This is a genomic window from Parabacteroides chongii (assembly GCF_029581355.1).
In the GTDB taxonomy this organism is placed as follows: domain Bacteria; phylum Bacteroidota; class Bacteroidia; order Bacteroidales; family Tannerellaceae; genus Parabacteroides; species Parabacteroides chongii.
The window spans coordinates 588,921-607,557 of sequence record NZ_CP120849.1 but is presented as its reverse complement, the minus strand read 5'-3'; the positions used below and the strand labels follow the sequence as shown (position 1 = coordinate 607,557).

The 18,637-nt window shown below is 43.6% G+C and carries 6 protein-coding genes and 1 pseudogene; 6 read left to right on the top strand and 1 reads right to left on the bottom strand.

Annotation, left to right across the window (positions count from 1 at the left end; genetic code table 11):
- The first annotated feature begins 140 nt into the window (after positions 1 to 140).
- Complete coding sequence (gene purL / locus P3L47_RS02685; protein ID WP_277782592.1) at positions 141 to 3,830, top strand: phosphoribosylformylglycinamidine synthase; 3,690 nt, start codon at positions 141 to 143, stop codon at positions 3,828 to 3,830.
- Between the two features lie 151 nt (positions 3,831 to 3,981).
- On the opposite strand, the gene P3L47_RS02680 is transcribed toward purL, so the two are convergent.
- Positions 3,982 to 4,953, bottom strand: coding sequence for an Rpn family recombination-promoting nuclease/putative transposase (locus tag P3L47_RS02680; RefSeq protein ID WP_277782591.1), 972 nt, complete (start codon positions 4,951 to 4,953; stop codon positions 3,982 to 3,984).
- 258 nt (positions 4,954 to 5,211) lie between these two features.
- Here P3L47_RS02680 and P3L47_RS02675 point away from each other — a divergent pair.
- The 5 genes and pseudogenes from P3L47_RS02675 to P3L47_RS02655 all read left to right on the top strand — a co-directional run bounded on the left by P3L47_RS02675 (position 5,212) and on the right by P3L47_RS02655 (position 18,564).
- Positions 5,212 to 6,029, top strand: a pseudogene (locus P3L47_RS02675) (Rpn family recombination-promoting nuclease/putative transposase).
- A 703-nt stretch (positions 6,030 to 6,732) separates the two neighbouring features.
- Complete coding sequence (locus tag P3L47_RS02670; protein ID WP_277782590.1) at positions 6,733 to 10,704, top strand: DUF6383 domain-containing protein; 3,972 nt, start codon at positions 6,733 to 6,735, stop codon at positions 10,702 to 10,704.
- 582 nt (positions 10,705 to 11,286) lie between these two features.
- Entirely contained in the window at positions 11,287 to 12,057 is a 771-nt protein-coding gene (locus tag P3L47_RS02665) for a glycerophosphodiester phosphodiesterase family protein (protein ID WP_277782589.1), read from the top strand.
- A 737-nt stretch (positions 12,058 to 12,794) separates the two neighbouring features.
- Positions 12,795 to 16,493 (top strand): DUF6383 domain-containing protein, encoded by a 3,699-nt coding sequence (locus tag P3L47_RS02660; RefSeq protein WP_277782588.1) that lies wholly within the window; start codon positions 12,795 to 12,797, stop codon positions 16,491 to 16,493.
- 151 nt (positions 16,494 to 16,644) lie between these two features.
- Positions 16,645 to 18,564 carry a beta-N-acetylhexosaminidase gene (locus P3L47_RS02655; RefSeq protein ID WP_277782587.1) on the top strand — a complete coding sequence of 640 codons (1,920 nt, stop codon included), beginning with the start codon at positions 16,645 to 16,647 and terminating at the stop codon, positions 18,562 to 18,564.
- Positions 18,565 to 18,637 lie beyond the last annotated feature (73 nt).

The following is an 18,637-nucleotide window of genomic DNA, read 5'->3' as shown; positions in this document are numbered from 1 at the left end:
CTCATTTCCTCTCTGATTTTGGATAGAGGAGTCCAACTTATTTCCTATCTTTGTGCTCTGTTAGCGAGAGGGTAACTTCTCCGCGAATTATGGGACGGAAATCCGTCGCGACACAAAGAATACTTAAATAAATCGACGATATGATTCTATTCTTTCAATCTCCAACAAAGACGGTGCTGGCTGTTGAGGCGGCACATGCTTTCTCTCCTGAAGATGTTCAAAAGCTCGTTTGGTTGTTTAGTGAAGCAACTCCCGTTCAATCGGAAACATTGGATGGCTGGTATGTTGGTCCCCGCCGGGAAATGATCACCCCGTGGAGTACTAATGCCGTGGAAATCACCCAGAATATGGGATTGAGCGGTATCTCACGTATCGAAGAATACTTCCCTGTATCTTCCGGTGAGGCAGACCACGACCCGATGCTGCAACGCATTTACAACGGACTGAACCAGGATATCTTCACGATCAGTAAACAACCGGATCCGATTGTTTATATCGAAGATATTGCAGCTTACAACCAACAGGAAGGGCTGGCACTGAGTGCTGAAGAGGTGTCTTACCTGAACGAAGTAAGCCAGAAGCTGGAACGTAAGCTGACCGACAGCGAAGTGTACGGTTTTGCACAGGTAAACTCGGAACACTGCCGTCACAAGATCTTCGGCGGTACATTCGTTATCGACGGAGAAGAGAAAGAAAGCTCTCTCTTTAACCTGATCAAGAAAACATCGGCAGAAAACCCGAACAAACTGGTTTCTGCTTATAAAGATAATGTGGCTTTCAACGAAGGTCCGGTGATCGAACAGTTTGCTCCGGCAAGCGGCGATCAGCCTGATTTCTATGAAACAAAGGAAATTAAATCGGTTATTTCCCTGAAAGCTGAAACACATAACTTCCCGACAACGGTTGAACCGTTCAACGGTGCTGCTACCGGTTCGGGTGGTGAGATCCGTGACCGTCTGGGCGGAGGTAAAGCTTCATTGCCTATCGCTGGTACAGCCGTTTACATGACTGCTTATCCGCGTACGGAAGGTGCCCGTGAATGGGAGAAGATACTGGACCCGCGCCCCTGGTTGTACCAGACGCCGGAACAGATCCTGATCAAGGCTTCCAACGGTGCTTCCGATTTCGGTAACAAGTTCGGCCAGCCACTGATCTGCGGTTCGGTACTGACTTTCGAACATGAAGAGAACAATAAAAAATATGGGTACGATAAAGTGATCATGTTGGCAGGCGGTGTTGGTTATGCCAATATGCGCGATGCTTTGAAGGGTGATCCTCAGCCGGGTGAAAAGGTCGTACTGCTGGGTGGTGATAACTACCGTATCGGTATGGGCGGTGGTGCCGTATCTTCTGTAAATACAGGACAGTACACCAGCGGTATCGAGTTGAACGCCGTACAGCGTGCCAACCCGGAAATGCAGAAACGTGTATCGAACGTGATCCGTGCGATTGCCGAATCTGACAACAATCCGGTAATCTCTATTCACGACCACGGTGCAGGCGGTCACCTGAACTGTCTGTCTGAGTTGGTGGAAGCTACCGGCGGACATATCGATATGAGCCAGTTGCCTGTTGGCGACCCTACGCTTTCTGCTAAGGAAATCGTAGGAAACGAGAGCCAGGAACGTATGGGCTTGCTGATGAAGGAAGAAGACGTTGCCCGCGTACGCCGCATTGCCGACCGCGAACGCTCTCCGATGTATGTAGTAGGTGAAACGACCAACGATATGAAATTCGTATTCGAGCAGGCCGACGGTGTGAAACCGATCGACATTAAGCTGGAATATATGTTCGGTAAACCGCCTAGAACAATCATGACAGACCATACAGTGAGCGAAACTTATGCTCCTGTGGTTTACAAAGATTCAGAAATACATCATTACCTGGAAAACGTACTTCAGCTCGAAGCTGTTGCATGTAAAGACTGGTTGACCAACAAGGTAGACCGTTCCGTAACAGGTAAGATCGCCCGTCAGCAGTGTCAGGGTGAATTGCAGTTGCCGTTGAGCGACCTGGGTGCCGTAGCATTGGATTACCGCGGAAAGGCAGGTATCGCTACTTCCATCGGTCATGCTCCGCAGGTAGCAATGGTCGATCCGGCTGCCGGTTCGGTAATGGCTATTGCCGAGTCGTTGACCAATATCGTATTTGCTCCGCTGGCCGATAAGTTGGCCGGTGTTTCTCTGAGTGCCAACTGGATGTGGCCGTGCCGCAACGAAGGCGAAGACGCTCGTCTGTACACCGCTGTTCAGGCTGCTTCTGATTTCGCTTGCGAACTGGGTATCAATATCCCGACAGGTAAAGACTCTTTGTCGATGACACAGAAGTATGGCGACGACAAAGTAATTGCTCCGGGAACAGTTATTATCTCGGCCGGCGCTGAGGTAAGCGATATCCGCAAGATTGTTTCTCCGGTATTAGCTCACGAAAAGAATTCCTACATATATTATATAGACTTCTCGTTCGATACGATGAAGTTGGGCGGTTCTGCTTTTGCACAGGCATTGAACAAGCTGGGTAATGAAGTGCCGACCGTGAAGGATAGCGAATATTTCGCAGATGCGTTCAACGCCGTACAGGATGCGATCGAGAAAGGTCTGATCCTTGCCGGACACGATATTTCTGCCGGTGGTATGATTACTACCCTGCTTGAAATGTGTTTCGCAAACGTAGAAGGCGGTCTGGAAGTCAATCTGGATAAGCTGTCTGAAACAGACATCGTGAAGATCCTGTTCGCTGAAAACCCGGGTATCCTGGTACAGGTGAAGGACAAGAAGGCGTTCGAAAAGCTGATGGAAGAAGCCGGTGTCGGTTTCGCTATCATCGCCAAGCCGACTGCCGAGCGTCATATCCTGGTGGAAAAAGAAGGTGTTCAGTATCACTTCGGCATCGACTATATGCGTGACGTATGGTACGAATCGTCTTACAAGCTGGATATCAAGCAGAGCGGTAGCGTATGTGCAGGTAACCGTTTCGAAAACTATAAGATGCAGCCGCTGGAATTCAAATACGGCAAGAACTTTACCGGTAAGCTGGCTGACTACGGCCTGACTGCCGACCGCAAAGGTAAGAGCGGTATCCGTGCTGCTGTGATCCGTGAAAAGGGTTGCCAGTGCGAACGTGAAACATCTTACGCATTGTATCTGGCCGGTTTCGACGTGAAAGACGTTCACATGACCGACTTGGCTTCGGGACGCGAAACACTGGAAGATGTGAATATGATCGTATTCTGTGGTGGTTTCTCCAACTCCGACGTTTTAGGTTCTGCCAAGGGATGGGCCGGTGGTTTCTTGTATAACGAAAAGGCAAAGAAAGCATTGGATAACTTCTATGCACGTCCCGATACGTTGAGTCTGGGTATCTGTAACGGTTGTCAGTTGATGGCTGAACTGGGTGTGGTTTATCCGGAACACGAAAAGAAACATAAGATGTTGCATAACGACTCTCACAAACTGGAGTCTAACTTTATCTCTGTAGAGATTCCGAAGAACCATTCAGTGATGTTCGGTCCGATGAGCGGACAGAAGCTGGGTATCTGGATCACACACGGAGAAGGAAAGTTCAGCTTCCCTTACGAAGAGAAAGAATATCATATTGCTCTTAAGTACAACTATGAAGGCTATCCTGCCAACCCGAACGGTTCGCCTTGGTCGGTTGCCGGTGTCTGCTCACACGACGGACGCCACATGGCTATGATGCCTCACCTGGAACGTGCTTTGTTCCCATGGCAGTGCGGTTATTATCCTGCTGACCGTAAAGGTGACGAAGTAACTCCGTGGATCGAAGGTTTCGTAAATGCACGCAAGTGGATTGAAGAAAACAAGAAGTAAGAAAAAGAGAAATACTTTATAATAAGAATGAGAGAGTGGATTCCGGTTAGAGGAGTTCACTCTCTTCGTTTTTAACTGGTAATGAATTTACTCAGAGCGTCAGCTCTGTCCTCCCGGGCTTGCCCCGGGACAAAAAAGGTGAAACCTTATTCTATAACTTTTCTATCTCTTCTACCGGCAGCCCTGTACATTTTGCTATATCGGCTTCCCCCATTCCCATACGTTTCATGTTAGCCGCCGCTTGGCGTAGAGCTTCGACCTTTCTGGCTTCCCCTTCGGCAAGTCCTTTAGCCTCACCCTCAGCAAGACCTTCAGCTTTCCCCTCAGCGAGGCCTTCCATGCGGCCTTCCCATTTGGCTGTGTCGAGGACGTCGTTTTGGATCATGATTGTGTCCAGATGTTTATCGTAGGCATGACGTTCCTGTGTAGACATGGAGTAATATTTCAGTTTCTCTCGCGCTTCACGAAGGCCGGGCGCCGTCGTGTCGGGACGGATCGTACCGTCCTTCAGGTACGTGATCCACTCGTCGAGCGGCGTGGTGGCCACTTTGTCGAACTCGTTCACCCGAACCAGAATGTATTCAGGAAAGATCTCGGCAGGCAGGCGGGTAACGACGGCGTCGCGGTCGCGGGTGTTGATACGCAAGCGGTCGCCGGTATGCACGCCGATGAAATGGTTCTGGCCATGGTAGATATAGTCCGATCCCACACCCAGGTCAAAATAGAGGATGCTGATGGAGTAGACTTTCTTTACTTTCTGATAGCCTTCACCCAGCGAGATATGCTCGGTAATGGCTTTGGCTACGCCGTAGAGGATACGTTCGAGGTAATGCACTTCGCGGGTATTCTGGATTTCGACGATGATAATTTCGCCTTTACTGTTCAACGCTTTGATATCGACACGATTGAACTTGTCGTCGGCACTCTCCTGATTGCCTTCGCTTTCGAGTATTTCGAGGATCTTCACCTCTTCACGCAGCATGACGGTCAGGAAACCGTTGAGCACACCGAAGTTAGCCTTTTGGCGCAATAAACGCTTTACGGCCCAGTCAAATCGAATATATCGATCTTGCAACTCTTGTTTTTCAGTCTCTGCCATAGCTTTTGAATCTAATTCTTTCATAATTAAGTGTTTTATGTTAGTAACTTTGCAAATATACATAATTAATATAGGAATATACATCGTTAGTTCACTATTTATCAGATTTGAATATTACTTTTCCATCAAGGGAAAAGTAGGTTCAAAACTTTCTACTTCCGAGCGCGAAGCCCAATTGTCAATTGTCAATTAAAATAATCTCCTTTCTTTTTTGTCCGAAGGAAATAATCTATATCTTTGTCGCACCGCCTGTTATTGGGCGGCGACCAAAATTTATACGCTATGGGAAAGTTTATCAATCCTTTCACCGGATTTTCGGGCAGGAGGTACACAAAGAGTTATTAATCGATTTCTTAAATCAACTGCTGGAAGGCGAACGCCATATCAGCGATATCACCTTCCAAAACCCGATCCTCCAACCGGAAACGATCGAAGATCGGGGAGTGATATTCGATATTCATTGTAAGGATGATAAAGGCGGTTGGTTCGTAGTGGAAATGCAGAACGGAGCCCAGCCCTACTTTTACGACCGGGGTATCTATTACTTATCGCGGGCAATCAGTAACCAGGGGGAGAAGGGTAAAGACTGGAAGTTTAACCTCTGCCCGGTATACGGTATCTTCCTGTTAAACTATAAGATGGGAATGAACTCCAAATTCCGGACAGATGTTATATTGGCAGACCGTGATACCGGACAGATGTTTAGCGACAAGATCCGGCAGGTATATCTGGAGTTGCCCTGGTTCACGAAAGAAGCTGATGATTGCGAAACAGATTTTGAACGTTGGTTATATTTATTAAAGCATATGGATACATTAGACAGAATGCCCTTCAAGGCGCAAAAGGCCGTATTCGACAAACTGCTCGAAGTGGCGGATGTGGCTAATCTGAGCAAGGACGAGCGTGTCTTGTATGACGAAGCCCTGAAGCGTTACCGCGACTATAAGAATACGATCGACTATGCCGAGGAGAGAGGGATAGAAAAAGGACGCAAGGAAGGCGTCTATTCCGTGGCAAAAGCTATGAAAGAGAAAGGTCTTTCTCTCTTGACAATTGCAGAGGTAACCGGCCTCAGCGAGGCGGAGATAAAAGCATTATAATATTCATAATAAATAGGTTACTAAATAAGGCTGCTTCATTCGAGGCAGCCTTGTTTACGTTAGAAATCGGTTCAATTCTTTCTAATCTTGATGCATATTAATCCGCCAACGGGAATATAGTAAAGTCTTGTATGTGGAAATGAACGACACTCATCGGACACTTTCCCTGGAAGGCTTCCATTTTATAGGCTGCTGTGTATCTTGTCGTGTTTATCCCCAAAATCGGGGAATATGTTGCATAAATAGTGCTGTTTTGTTCTATAACCCATGTATTTTGGAAAATTATAAGCGTTTTCTCTTGTTGATTCGAAAAACCTCTTTACCTTTGCAACAGATTCCGTAGCGGGCAGCGGCTCGCGATAAACGGTATCGATTACATATTGTAAGCATTTTACGAAGATTATTCTTGTTCTAAAAATCTGGAAAATTTTTAAGCATAACGGAATAATGGACAGTAAATGCTTGCGCTTATTACGTATAAGTTCACCTACCATTTTTATGGGAGGATTGTTATTATATCGTAAAGGCGCGGGCTGTTGTTCTATTATTGTTATGCGGGCTTTTCCAGATGCCTTAGAGCAAATAATAGACAACGCCCGCGTTTTTTTATGTCCGTTCATAATCATTCGTGGGGTTGTTTCCCTTTCGTAAAATTAGTTGTTGGTTTTTTTACTCTATTTTATAAACAATTAATTTTAAGATTATGAACAAAAAGTTTTCTACGCTACTGGCAGCGTTCCTGGTTGCCGGTTTTTCTTACACGGTAGAAGCGGGGGTGGTGAAGGTGACCGACCCTACAAGTGGAAGATCTTATCTGATCGCCGCAGATGGTTTGAAGGATGTATCGACTAATGCTGTACTTCAGTTATTGCGTTCTACTGATGATATTAAATCAAATGATGCTTCTTCCGCTGCTGTACCGGTTGTATCTAATGATGCTCAGTGGATTTTCTCTGGCTCTCTTTCTTCTTTTACTTTGAAGAATGTAGGGAAGGCTGAATTTATGGAAGATTATAGTTCTACAGCTCGTTTTACAACAAATGGCTATAACTATTCTTATTCAGAAGATCAGATTATTCCGAATGGTGAAACTGCTAAGTCATTGCTCTTGACGACAAATGCTGCTGCAACCTTTACTGCAAAAGCTGCTGCAAATAAGGTTTACTTCTATGCCGTTACCAAAAAAGTAGCAGATGTAACCCTTACCCATTTGAAGTTTAATGGAAAGTGGTTGATTGCAAAGAATGCTACAGATGTAGAATTGGTGGATGATGCTACATTGGAAGCTTATAAAACGGCTAATCCAGAAGCTGCTCAGTGGAAAGTTACATCTGGCGATGGAAAATATGCGTCTGTCTCTCAGACCGGCAAATTCCTTAAGGTTGCTACTGGAGGCGGTTTTGCATTAGATGCTACAGCCCAAGCTACTGTCTTTGAAGAAAACACTGCAGAAGGCTTGTTTGGTGCAACAAGTACTTCTTCCAATGTATTTGAACAATTGATCCAGACAAACACTGGTGTTATTCTGTTAAAAGAGACTCCTGCCGATACAGATGTAAAACTGACACTGGAACGTGCAGAAGTAACTCCTTCTGCCGAAGCTGCTGCTTCTATTACTGTAGATGGTATAACTTATGATTTGACAGAAAGTATTTCTAATGAGTATTATTTATTGACAAGTAAGACTGCTGTCAGTGCTTATTATATTTCTCAGAAAAATGATAATACGGTACCACAGGCTGTAGCAGTATCTGTTGCTCCTGATAAGTATGCTTATTGGAAAATGTCAGGAAATAATGTTGATGGCTATACTTTCAAAAACCAGGCAGGCGTTACTTTAAAGGTGGATGGAGTTTCTTCATTCAAATCAGAGAATGCATATAACAATGGTTTTATTGTTTATGGCTTAGGTACTGATGGAACAACAAAGAACTATTTGAAATTTGTTGTAGGTGGAACATTGTCTCTGGCTTCAGGTGCTACAGGTAATGATAACGTTTTCGGTCTTTACAAACTGGGCGATCTGCCTTTCTCTGCCGGAGAACTGACAACAGCTTACAATACTTACTTCGACCTGTTATTGAAAGATACAGAAAACGGGACAGATGATTTGGAAGGTAATCCGTTTGCTGATTACAATCTGGTGCCGATGATGATTGAAGATGTAAAAGATGCCGTTACAGGTGCACATTTGTATTATGACTTGAAGGAAGCTACAAGCACTGAGACTTCTTACTTATTCAAGAGAAGCGATGGTTTCTATATCGTATTGGATCTGGATAAGACATGGTCGAAAGCCGGTATCAGTAATCATGTAAATCAGGGTGGTTACAAATTCGATATCTTATCAGCTGAAAACATGAATAAGTATATCAACGGTGTAGCTGCAACTGAATTGCAGAATCGTAACCTGGCGTATAAATTCCAGGCAACCCACGCAAATTTACTAAATGATATCAAATCGATTTCTGTTATCGACAAAAATAACAAGTATAACTATCTGGTGACTTTCAATGCAAATGGAAAAACTTACCTGACAGTTAATAATACATTGAAGAATGGTGTTTATGCCGCTCTGCAGAAAAAGACTTTGGTTCATGGTAGCGATAAGGAGAACAATCCGCTGAATGATCGTTATGTAAATATATCATTCGTTAATCACGAATCGATCAAGTATATTACTGAAAACAATTCCAGAGCGATATTGAATGGTAAAGTATTAGGTATGGATCGTCCGGGGGCTAATCCTATGCCGATGGATGCCGCTAAATTCCTGGCAGGCAAACCGGAAGGACAATGGTTTGTTCGTATGACTAACATCGGTAACAAGACTGCCGAAGAATTGAAGAACGGACAGGAACTGGATGCAGACAATGATGTTGCTTTCACATTTGTAAACCGTGAAAATTCGAACGTTACTTACGAGGTTGCTCGTATGTTTGCATTAGGTGACAATAAGTATGCTGTTGAATACAACTACGGTACTTCTTTCAGTCAATATGGTGCAGGCCGTGATACATTGTCTATTACTCCGGTCGATATAGATATGAATGCCCGCCAGATGGATGGTTACAGAGACTACAGTGACGAAGAAATTCTGGATGTGGAATATCGTTTGGCTGTTGCGTCTACAAGTGATGTAAATTACTATGTAACAGAAAATCACGCAGGTCGTCATTTGTTAGGTTTGAGCAAAGACGTAGAAGATGCAACAAACTGGAAGCTGGTACGCATGGATCGTGCACGTCAGATGGATAAAGACGGTTACTTCAAATATGCTACCGACTCTGTTTATGTAGTTAATCATCCGCAGTATTACAAAAACGGTAAATACTATGCAAGCAACGATACGGTTGCCATGGTTGCTTATGCTTTGCAGAATACAGCGAACGGTGAATATATGACTTATGAATCTCCTCAGAAAGAAGACATCTTGTCAATGGTTTGCTGGCCTAACTCTGAAAATTATGTAAAACATTCTACAGACAGAGTTGCTAACGAAGGTTTGTTAAATAGTGTCTTCCGTTTCGTTATTAAAGAAAAGGCTGACGGTAAAGTTAATTTACTGGGTGTAACCGGCTCTGAAACAGGTAATGCTAACTACTTCGTTAATTTGAATAACAAATTGTATGGTGCAACAACCGAAGGTAATGGTGCTGTTCAGGTAGAAGGTGCTTATACACAGATTAACTCTAACGATTTATTTGATATCCAGAAGGTAGAAGCTCCTGAATATCGCAAAAAAGCTCAGGGTGATGTAATTCGTATCTTCCGTGAAGAGAACGATCATGATGTAATGTATGAAAATGCTGAATTCCTGAACTTAGGTAATATCTCCCAGTTGACAGATATGACTCCTGGTTTGTATGTTGATACAGCTTATGTAAGCCGCGGTCATAACAATCGTTATCAGTATCTGCTGGTGGTTAATCCGAAATATGTTCCTGAAGAACCTTGTACAATTCCTGGTCACCCGACTATTCATCCGGATACTACTTATGGTCGCTTCCTGGTTAACTTGATCGACTCTGCTGTTTATACTAACAAGTATGGTGAAATTCATGCTAATAAATTTATTAACGATAAGGAAGCTGATGAAACTTACGTTAAGTTAGGATTTGTTTGGGGATACCGTACAGGTGATAATCTTTACCTGACCGAAGGGCAGAACTTCAAGAAAGTAAAATCTGTTATCGACCTGAACAGCCGTGACTTTAACATCGCCAAGTTTGCATTCCGTTACGTAAATGCTGCTTCTAACGATGAAAACGGAGCATTCAAGATCCAGACTCGTTACGTAGATTACAACTCTGCAATCAAAGTAAAAGATCAGAAAGACCGTCGTGAAAACAACAATGGTTATCTGAAGACTATCAATGGTGTGGTAGTTGTTACTGAAGGTGTTGCTCGTGGTGAAGAATTCAACCTGGCTGCAGAATCATCTGCTCCTGTTGCTAATGAAAACATCGATGCATCTGCTGTATCAGTAATTGCAAAAGAAGGTGCTGTCATCGTTAAGGGTGCCGAAGGTAAGAAAGTTATTATCAGTAACGTACTTGGTCAGACAATTGCTAACACAGTGATCTCTTCCGACAATGCAACAATCTCTGCTCCTGCAGGTGTAGTAGTAGTTGCCGTAGAAGGCGAAGCCGCTGTAAAAGCAATCGTAAAATAAGCAATTTTTTATAATCAAATAATTTTAAATTGACCGCGTATCGTAGGGGCGGTTCGTGAACCGCCCCATGATAATTACCCCGCGAGGGCGAACAAGCGATCAGTATTAATACTAATAATAGTGAAAATAAAGTTCTTCTGTTCTGACTCCTGTGAAGGGTGACGACAGGCAAAACAAGTTTCCTCCGGAAAAGCTCCGGGGGAAACTTTTCTGTTTATCAGCGAATTGTTCTCTTCTTACGGCAACTTCCCGGCTCATTTTAATATTCCGTTGCAACTTTTGAACCGTTGAAATCATCATATAGGTCTGGCTGATCTGACACCTTATGGGACCGATATGCGACTGGGATTGAATATCGGTGTTGCCGGTGAGTATCGTTTCTCGTCGTGTTTTGCGGTTTGGGAGACTCTATGTATGATGATACATCTAACAATGGCGTGATACAAATCAATGTCGGTTGGTATTTTAGTCTGAAATAAGAACTTCACAAAATATTTATTCGATCAAAAGCTTTGAATCCGGACAAAAGCAGTATGTTTACAATGTAAATGCAAATACCGGTGTTTTTAAAAAGATAAAACAATGAAGAAAAGATTAATCTTGTCCGTGCTGCTTACCGCTTTCCTTTGCGGAAGCAGCGCATTTTCCCAGACGAAAGTGATCGCCCATCGCGGCTATTGGGACTGTGAAGGTTCGGCGCAAAATTCTATCACGGCGTTGAATAAGGCACACGAAGTAGGTGTTTATGGTTCGGAGTTCGATGTTTTGATCACAGCAGACGGCATACCTGTTGTCAACCACAATGACAGTATCCAGGGATTCTGTATCGAAACCTCTCTGTATGAAGAGATAAAAGATTTGAAACTAAAAAACGGGGAAGTACTTCCTACCCTGGAAGATTACCTGATACAAGGCAAGCAGAATAAAGGTACGCAACTGATTCTTGAAATAAAGCCTCACAAAAGAGTAGTCAATGAAGACCGGGCGGTAACGGCTATCCTGGCCCTGGTACAGAAATATCAACTGGAAGACCATGTGGAATATATCTCTTTCAGCATGAATATCTGTAAGGAGGTGATCCGTCGTGCTCCGGCTGCACAGGTGGCTTACCTGCGTGGTGAAGTTTCGCCGGCCGATCTGAAAGTCTTAGGATTTACCGGTCTGGATTATCATTATAAGGTATTCGAGAAAAATCCAACCTGGATTCAGGAAGCAAAAAATGCCGGGTTGACCGTCAATGTCTGGACCGTGGATGATCCAGTCGTGATGCAGTCGATGATCGAACAAAATGTAGATTTCATTACGACCGACAAACCGGAACAATTGAAGGAAATAGTAAAGAAAAACAGATAGTATTAGATCATACACATAAAGATCGAACAAATAGCTTTCACCTTTCACGGCTTCCAAATGTTTGTATATCATGAAGTTGTAGTGAAACGTACTCTTTCGTGGAAAAAGCCTTGCAGTTTTCGCCCGCTACACAACGGAAACTGTCCGGATTGCAATGGGAGGCGGATGATGGATAACTGCCGCTGCCGAAAAGGACAGGTCTTTTGAAATGTTAAGACAGGACTTTTGACTTTAAAACAAGGGACTTTTGAAATCAAAAGACCTGTCTTTTTTCTGAAGAAACAGTTTTGTTTGTGTGAAACGGCTACCGTCACTGCAATTTGCTGTTTGTTAGCAAGATACACAAAGGTGACAGGTGAAGGGTATAGAGATCGGAGTGACCAAAGGACTAAAGGAAGGACGTAAAGAAGGCATTTATTCCGTAGCAAGAGCCATGAAAGAGAAAGGTCTTTCTCTCTCTCTTGACTTTAGTCACATCACGGTGTGTGTGAAAATCGGATTTGTGTGTTAATTAGGGCATTTGGTGCTGCTTTTGTCCCATTTGGATAAGATACTTTGATCGGATAATTAAAAAAGCTGAAAGTTTATTTATCATTAGAAAAAGTATTTATATATTTGTAACGATCAAAATATTAGATAGTTAACTATGTGCTGTCGGACCTGCGTCCTATGAAAATCAGGATAACAAGGAGAATTTATATAGAACTTTATTTTAGTATTACTTAAATTATTGATTTATGAGTAAAACAATTACTTCGTTAATTGCCAGTCTGTTGCTGGCTTTCAGTGTTACATCGAATGCATTGGCTCAGATAAATGAGGGAGGGCATAGAACTCTTTTTCGCCCTACTAATGTAATGAGTGCAGAAGATGTTGACAAAGGTGTAAATCATTTCGAAACAGGTAAGTGGTATCAATTGGTAAATGAAGAAGGTAAACTATTGGTACAGTATCGTCATTTGGCTTATGTCGGTGATGCTTCTAATGCATTGATCTTGAGGTTGGAAGAACCGGGTAGTGTTCCTGTCAACTATTCTTTATGGTCAATTAAGGTATCTGAAGATGGGAGTAGTGGGAAAAACTTTGTATTTGTCAATAAAGAAACAAATATGGAATTGGAGTATGGGCATGTAAAGGCTTATACTCAGGAAATGCTTGACAATAGTTACTATGGCGCTAAATCCTATCTTGGCGGTTGTATACAAAATTGGACCTGGTATTCAACAGATAAGCAAGTGGATGATTTTGATTATGCACCTTTATATTCTTATTTCAGTAATCAGGACTCGGTTGTTGTTTTACAAGAGAATATACATTCTTATGGAGGGGAAATCTTGGCCAGAAAGTTCTCAAAAAAGGAGGCCGGTGATAATATGAGCGATATTCTTAGTGATATTGTTAAAGTAAAACCGATCCTGGCAGGAGGTATAATTTTAACTGCCAATCTTGTAAATGAGATGGTGGATTTTCAGTATAGATATCCGTGGTTAGGAGCAACTAATACAGTACAATTTGATGCAACAGTTAGACCAACTGTAGAAAGTCCGTTATTAAGTAATAAATTTGTAGCGGTGGATAACGATGGTAGTTATTTTCCGGGAATAAATAATGAAGATGTAAAGTTAGGGCTTGAAAATAATGAAGGTTGGCAATATGTGAGATTGCAGGTCCCGGGTGAAATGGATGAAGAGGGAGATTATGAATCTTATTCTACTTTATATGTAGGAACTGAATACTATGAGAATAGTAGCAAGGAATTGAAGTTGGAACTTATGAAGGAAGATCTTGATGCTGCTAATATGCCAACTGATATTCCTGGTTTAACGGAGAAAGCCTGGATTGCCCGCTCTCTTTTCAAATTTACTTATTATCCTTCTGAAGATAGTCTGGTGATTGAACCAATGAATGCTTTACAAAGGGATCCGACCAGCAATACGTGGGTAAATGCTGATTATGCATTTAACTCGACCAATAATGACCAGGTAGCCATTAGGGCGGCAACAGGTGATGCTGCTCCTGAACATAACGACACCTACGGACCGGTTGTGATCCGTTTGGCTTATCTGACTGGGGGATCCTCTGTTATCACTGCTAAAAATGCAGAATTAAATGGTGGTTATGAATTCCCCGGTTCTCTGCAAACCCGTTTCATCTTTAAAGATCGTAACTTCGGCTACCTGACACGTACTACGCTGCCGGAAGGGTTGTATTTTATCAAGAGTACGGACAATGGTAAAAATGTTGTAGCAAACTTGCAGGGACGGCTGATGTTCGATGCTTCGGAAGATGATCAGAATTATGACGATATGCCGGCCACAATGTGGGTTATTAAGCAAACAGGCTGTGGAGACAGGGCAACTGTCGCTATTTATAACCGTGAATATGCATTCGATTATACCACTCTGTATGACAGAGATGATCCATCGGTAGACCTCAGGATGGGATATGAGTATGATAACTGGAATATATGCCAGGAAGAGATGCCTGTTTTCGAAGGTCAGTTATATAAAGACAAAGATGGTAATATATTCCTGATCGATGAAAATTATCAGGGATTTGAGAAAACAGGCTGTAGTTACGGTTGTAACTGGATGCTGAATAATCTGGATAACTATAGCTTTATTCCGGTAACGGATGAAGAGGCACTGGCAAGTGAACATCACGGTTACAAGCATCTTGATCAGGAATCACTGCTTTATACGAAATATCGCTTAAATTATAACCTGTTTGCGAACGGTAACCTCTATCTGAATGTTGTAGATAACACATTTATGCCGATAGAGAGCCAGTCTACCACTTATGAGCTGGAAATTGCTCCGGAAGACTTTAAAGCAACTGATTATGAGTTCGGTTACGGTGTGAACATTGCCGGTTTGCCGCAATTGTCACGTACGGCTTATGTGTTGAAAGTCAGTGATAAGAATCTTATTGACAACGATAAGATGTATATTGCTTTGGTGGAAGAGTATGGTAAAACAGCCCATTATCAGCCGATGAGCCGCGATGATATTGAAGCTGGTAAAGGCAAGTTAGGTGTGTTCTATCTGAAAGCCGACCAGCGCAAAGAAGATGAAAAATGTTATATCTTGATTGATATCTTTAATAATAAGGTGAACGATTGTAATGAATGTCCTGATCCAAATCCTGTCCTTCCTAGCAGTATACGCTTACGTAATACTCCGGATCCGGGTGATGAAGACTGTGATGAGTGCGAAGAATGCTACATCCCGAAATATTCTTATGCATTCAATGGCTGGAGACAAGCTCATTGTATAGATGGTGTCGGCAGACTGAGCATTACAAAACTGGATAAGGAGCCGGAAGATCGTTCGTCTGCTTTTGCAGTGATCACTGACAACCGTCCGTTATATATGGATTTGGGTGAAGAAGGTAAGAGTGTCAATATCTTCCGTGGAAGAGGAACAGGTTCTGAATATCTGTTCGAAGATACTAACAACCAGAGCAATGCTCCGCAAGTTGTTAAGGGCTTCGGTTACCTGGGTATGACTGCTGAAAAGATCAAACCGATCGGTGACGGTAAAACAACCGCTCTGTATGCTGATTACGTGGTAAGTTCTACAGACCGTATGCCTCAGTATCTGTTTGTTGTACGTCCGGATTCTGTGAAAGACGGAAAATGGTGTGACGCACACGGATACAATCCGGGCTGTGAGCATGAAGGCGATTATAACGGTTATTTGGCAGGCAGCTTCCTGATCAACCTGACTGACTCTGTTCAGGGCGGAACTAATATGTTGAACAATCCTGACGTTTACAAATGGCAGTCTTACACTCGCCTTGGATTCGTAGAAGGTGTTCACCAGGTAGAAGGAGAAAATGAATATCTGTATATCCTGAAGAACGGTCTGAAGTTGGCTGATCTGAAGAATAAAGACGGTGTTCTTGATCCTCGCGACCTGAATGATGCCAGCAAGTTCGAAAAGAAAGACCTGACAGGCTTGCACAAAAACTATGCATTCTCTCTGCGTTACACGGATGATGACCATAAAGATTTCTTATTGGAATCTAATAAGGAAGGTGTATCACAGGTAGCATCCTTCAAGGGTGCATGGGTGAAGATCCACAACGGAGTTCCAGTATTGGCAGAATACGAAGTCGATAACGGCAATCACCAGGATGATGACGATAAGATGAAAGAACTTATCAACCAGTCTCAGATATTCAATCTGGAAGAAACGGATGATTTTGCAACGTCTAACGATGAGATCTCTGCATCGGAAATCCGTATTGTTGCCGGTAAGTCTTCCGTAACGATCCAAAATGCAGCCGGAAAGGTTGTTTCTATCACGAACGTATTAGGTCAGCCTCTTGCTAAACAGGCTATTGCTTCCGATAATGTGACAATCCCTGCTCCGCAAGGAATTATCATTATCAGCGTGGAAGGAGAAGCTGCTGTTAAAGCAATTGTTCAGTAAAGTATGAACAGGTTATCCTTCTGACACAAGGGATAGGATAGCTTTGGAAAACAATAAAAAAGAAGTCTCCCCGGTTATTTACCGGGGAGACTTTTCTGTTTATCAGCGAATTGTTATCTTCGTGCAAAATTTCTAACATAAACAAATAATAATGAAAAGAACACTGCTAAGTCTTGCTACAGCCGCTTTGTTGTTTACCTCTACGTCTTGTGCTGACAAGACCTGTGCGACAGCGGACAAAGAACTCGCCTTGATCCCCGTGCCACAGGAAATGACTGTCGGTTCGGATTGTTTCACACTGACCCGTAGAGCTGCAATCACGTTGGATACTTCTAACGAAGAGCTGAAAGGTATTGCCCGGTATTTTAATGAGAAGATTGCTCCGGCAGCCGGTTTTGAACTTCCTGTTGAGAAACACGGAAAGATCGAGTTCAAACTTACAGACGATGCTGCATTGGGTGATGAAGGATATCACCTGAAAGTGAAACATGGCGATATTCTCTTGACTGCCAATAAGCCTGCCGGTATTTTCTATGGCGTGCAAACATTGTTGCAGATGCTTCCGGCTGAGATCAAAAGTACGACTGAACAACCTAAAGATAAGAAATGGACGATTCCCTGCGTCGATATTATTGATAAACCTCAATTCGCCTGGCGTGGGATGATGCTGGACGTCAGCCGCCACTGGTTCAATAAAGAAGAAGTCATGAAGTTTATTGATGAACTGGCAGAGTACAAGATGAATGTTTTCCATTGGCACCTGACAGACGACCAGGGATGGCGCCTGGAAATAAAGTCATTGCCGAAACTGACGGAAGTAGGAGCCTGGCGTGCTGACCGTGTAGGCGACTGGTGGGGACGTGAACGTGCGCAAAAAGGAGAAGAAACAACTTACGGAGGCTTTTATACTCAGGAAGATGTGAAGGAAGTACTGGCTTATGCAGCCCAGCGTTTTGTTCGTGTTATTCCGGAAATAGACGTGCCTGGTCATGGGGTTGCCGCTTTGGTCGCCTATCCGGAGCTGGCTTGCATGAAAGCACCGGATGCAGTGAATGTAGGAAATAAATTTTATGGAGAAGATGAGAATACACTTTGTATCGGTAAAGAATCGACTTTCGAGTTTATGGATAAGGTGCTGACGGAAGTGGCGGCACTTTTCCCCGACGAATATATCCACATCGGCGGCGACGAATGCTTTAAAGGTTTCTGGCATAAATGTCCCCGTTGCCAGGCTCGTATGAAAGCGGAGAATCTGAAGAATGAAGAAGAATTGCAAAGTTACTTTATCCACCGGATGGGTGATCTGCTGAAATCGAAAGGAAAGAAACTGGTCGGCTGGGACGAGATACTGGAAGGCGGTCTGGCACCCGATGCCAATGTGATGAGCTGGCGTGGCATGGATGGTGGCATCAAATCGGCTAAAGCTGGTCATCATGTGATCATGACACCGACGCAACATTGTTACCTAGATTTGTATCAGGGAGAGCCTTCTGTAGAACCCGCCACTTATTCCATGTGCCGTCTGACGGATTCGTATAGCTTCAATCCGGTACCGGAAGGCGTTCCGGCTGAAATGGTTCTGGGCGGACAAGGCAACATCTGGGGAGAGGCGATTCCTACTTTCCGTCATGCAGAATATATGGCATGGCCGCGTGGCTGGGCTTTAGCGGAAGTGTTATGGAGCGGTCCGGCACAAACTAACTGGGAGAAATTCTGGCCGCGTGTCGAACGTCATTTCGTACGTGCCGATCAGGCAGGTATCAATTACGCCCGTAGTATGTATAATGCGATTGTCACCCCGTATCTGCAGGATGGCGTGTTGCAGGTGGAACTGAGCAGTGAGATTGCAGGAACCGATATTTACTATACATTCGATAATACGGATCCGGACTGTTTCACTCCGAAATATAGTGAGCCGTTGAGTATCCCGAAGACTGCCAGCAGATTGCGTGTTATCACCTATCTTAACGGTAAGCCGTCCGGCAAGCTGATCTCCCTGACTATAAAAGAGCTGGAGAAGCGTGCCGAGTCTGACAAAAGAACGGGACATGGTAATCTGACTGTTGACTAATAAGGGTTTGGCGAGTCGTTTGTAGTAAGTTTGTAATAGTTTGTTTTCACCTTTGTAACAAGGATGAAACATA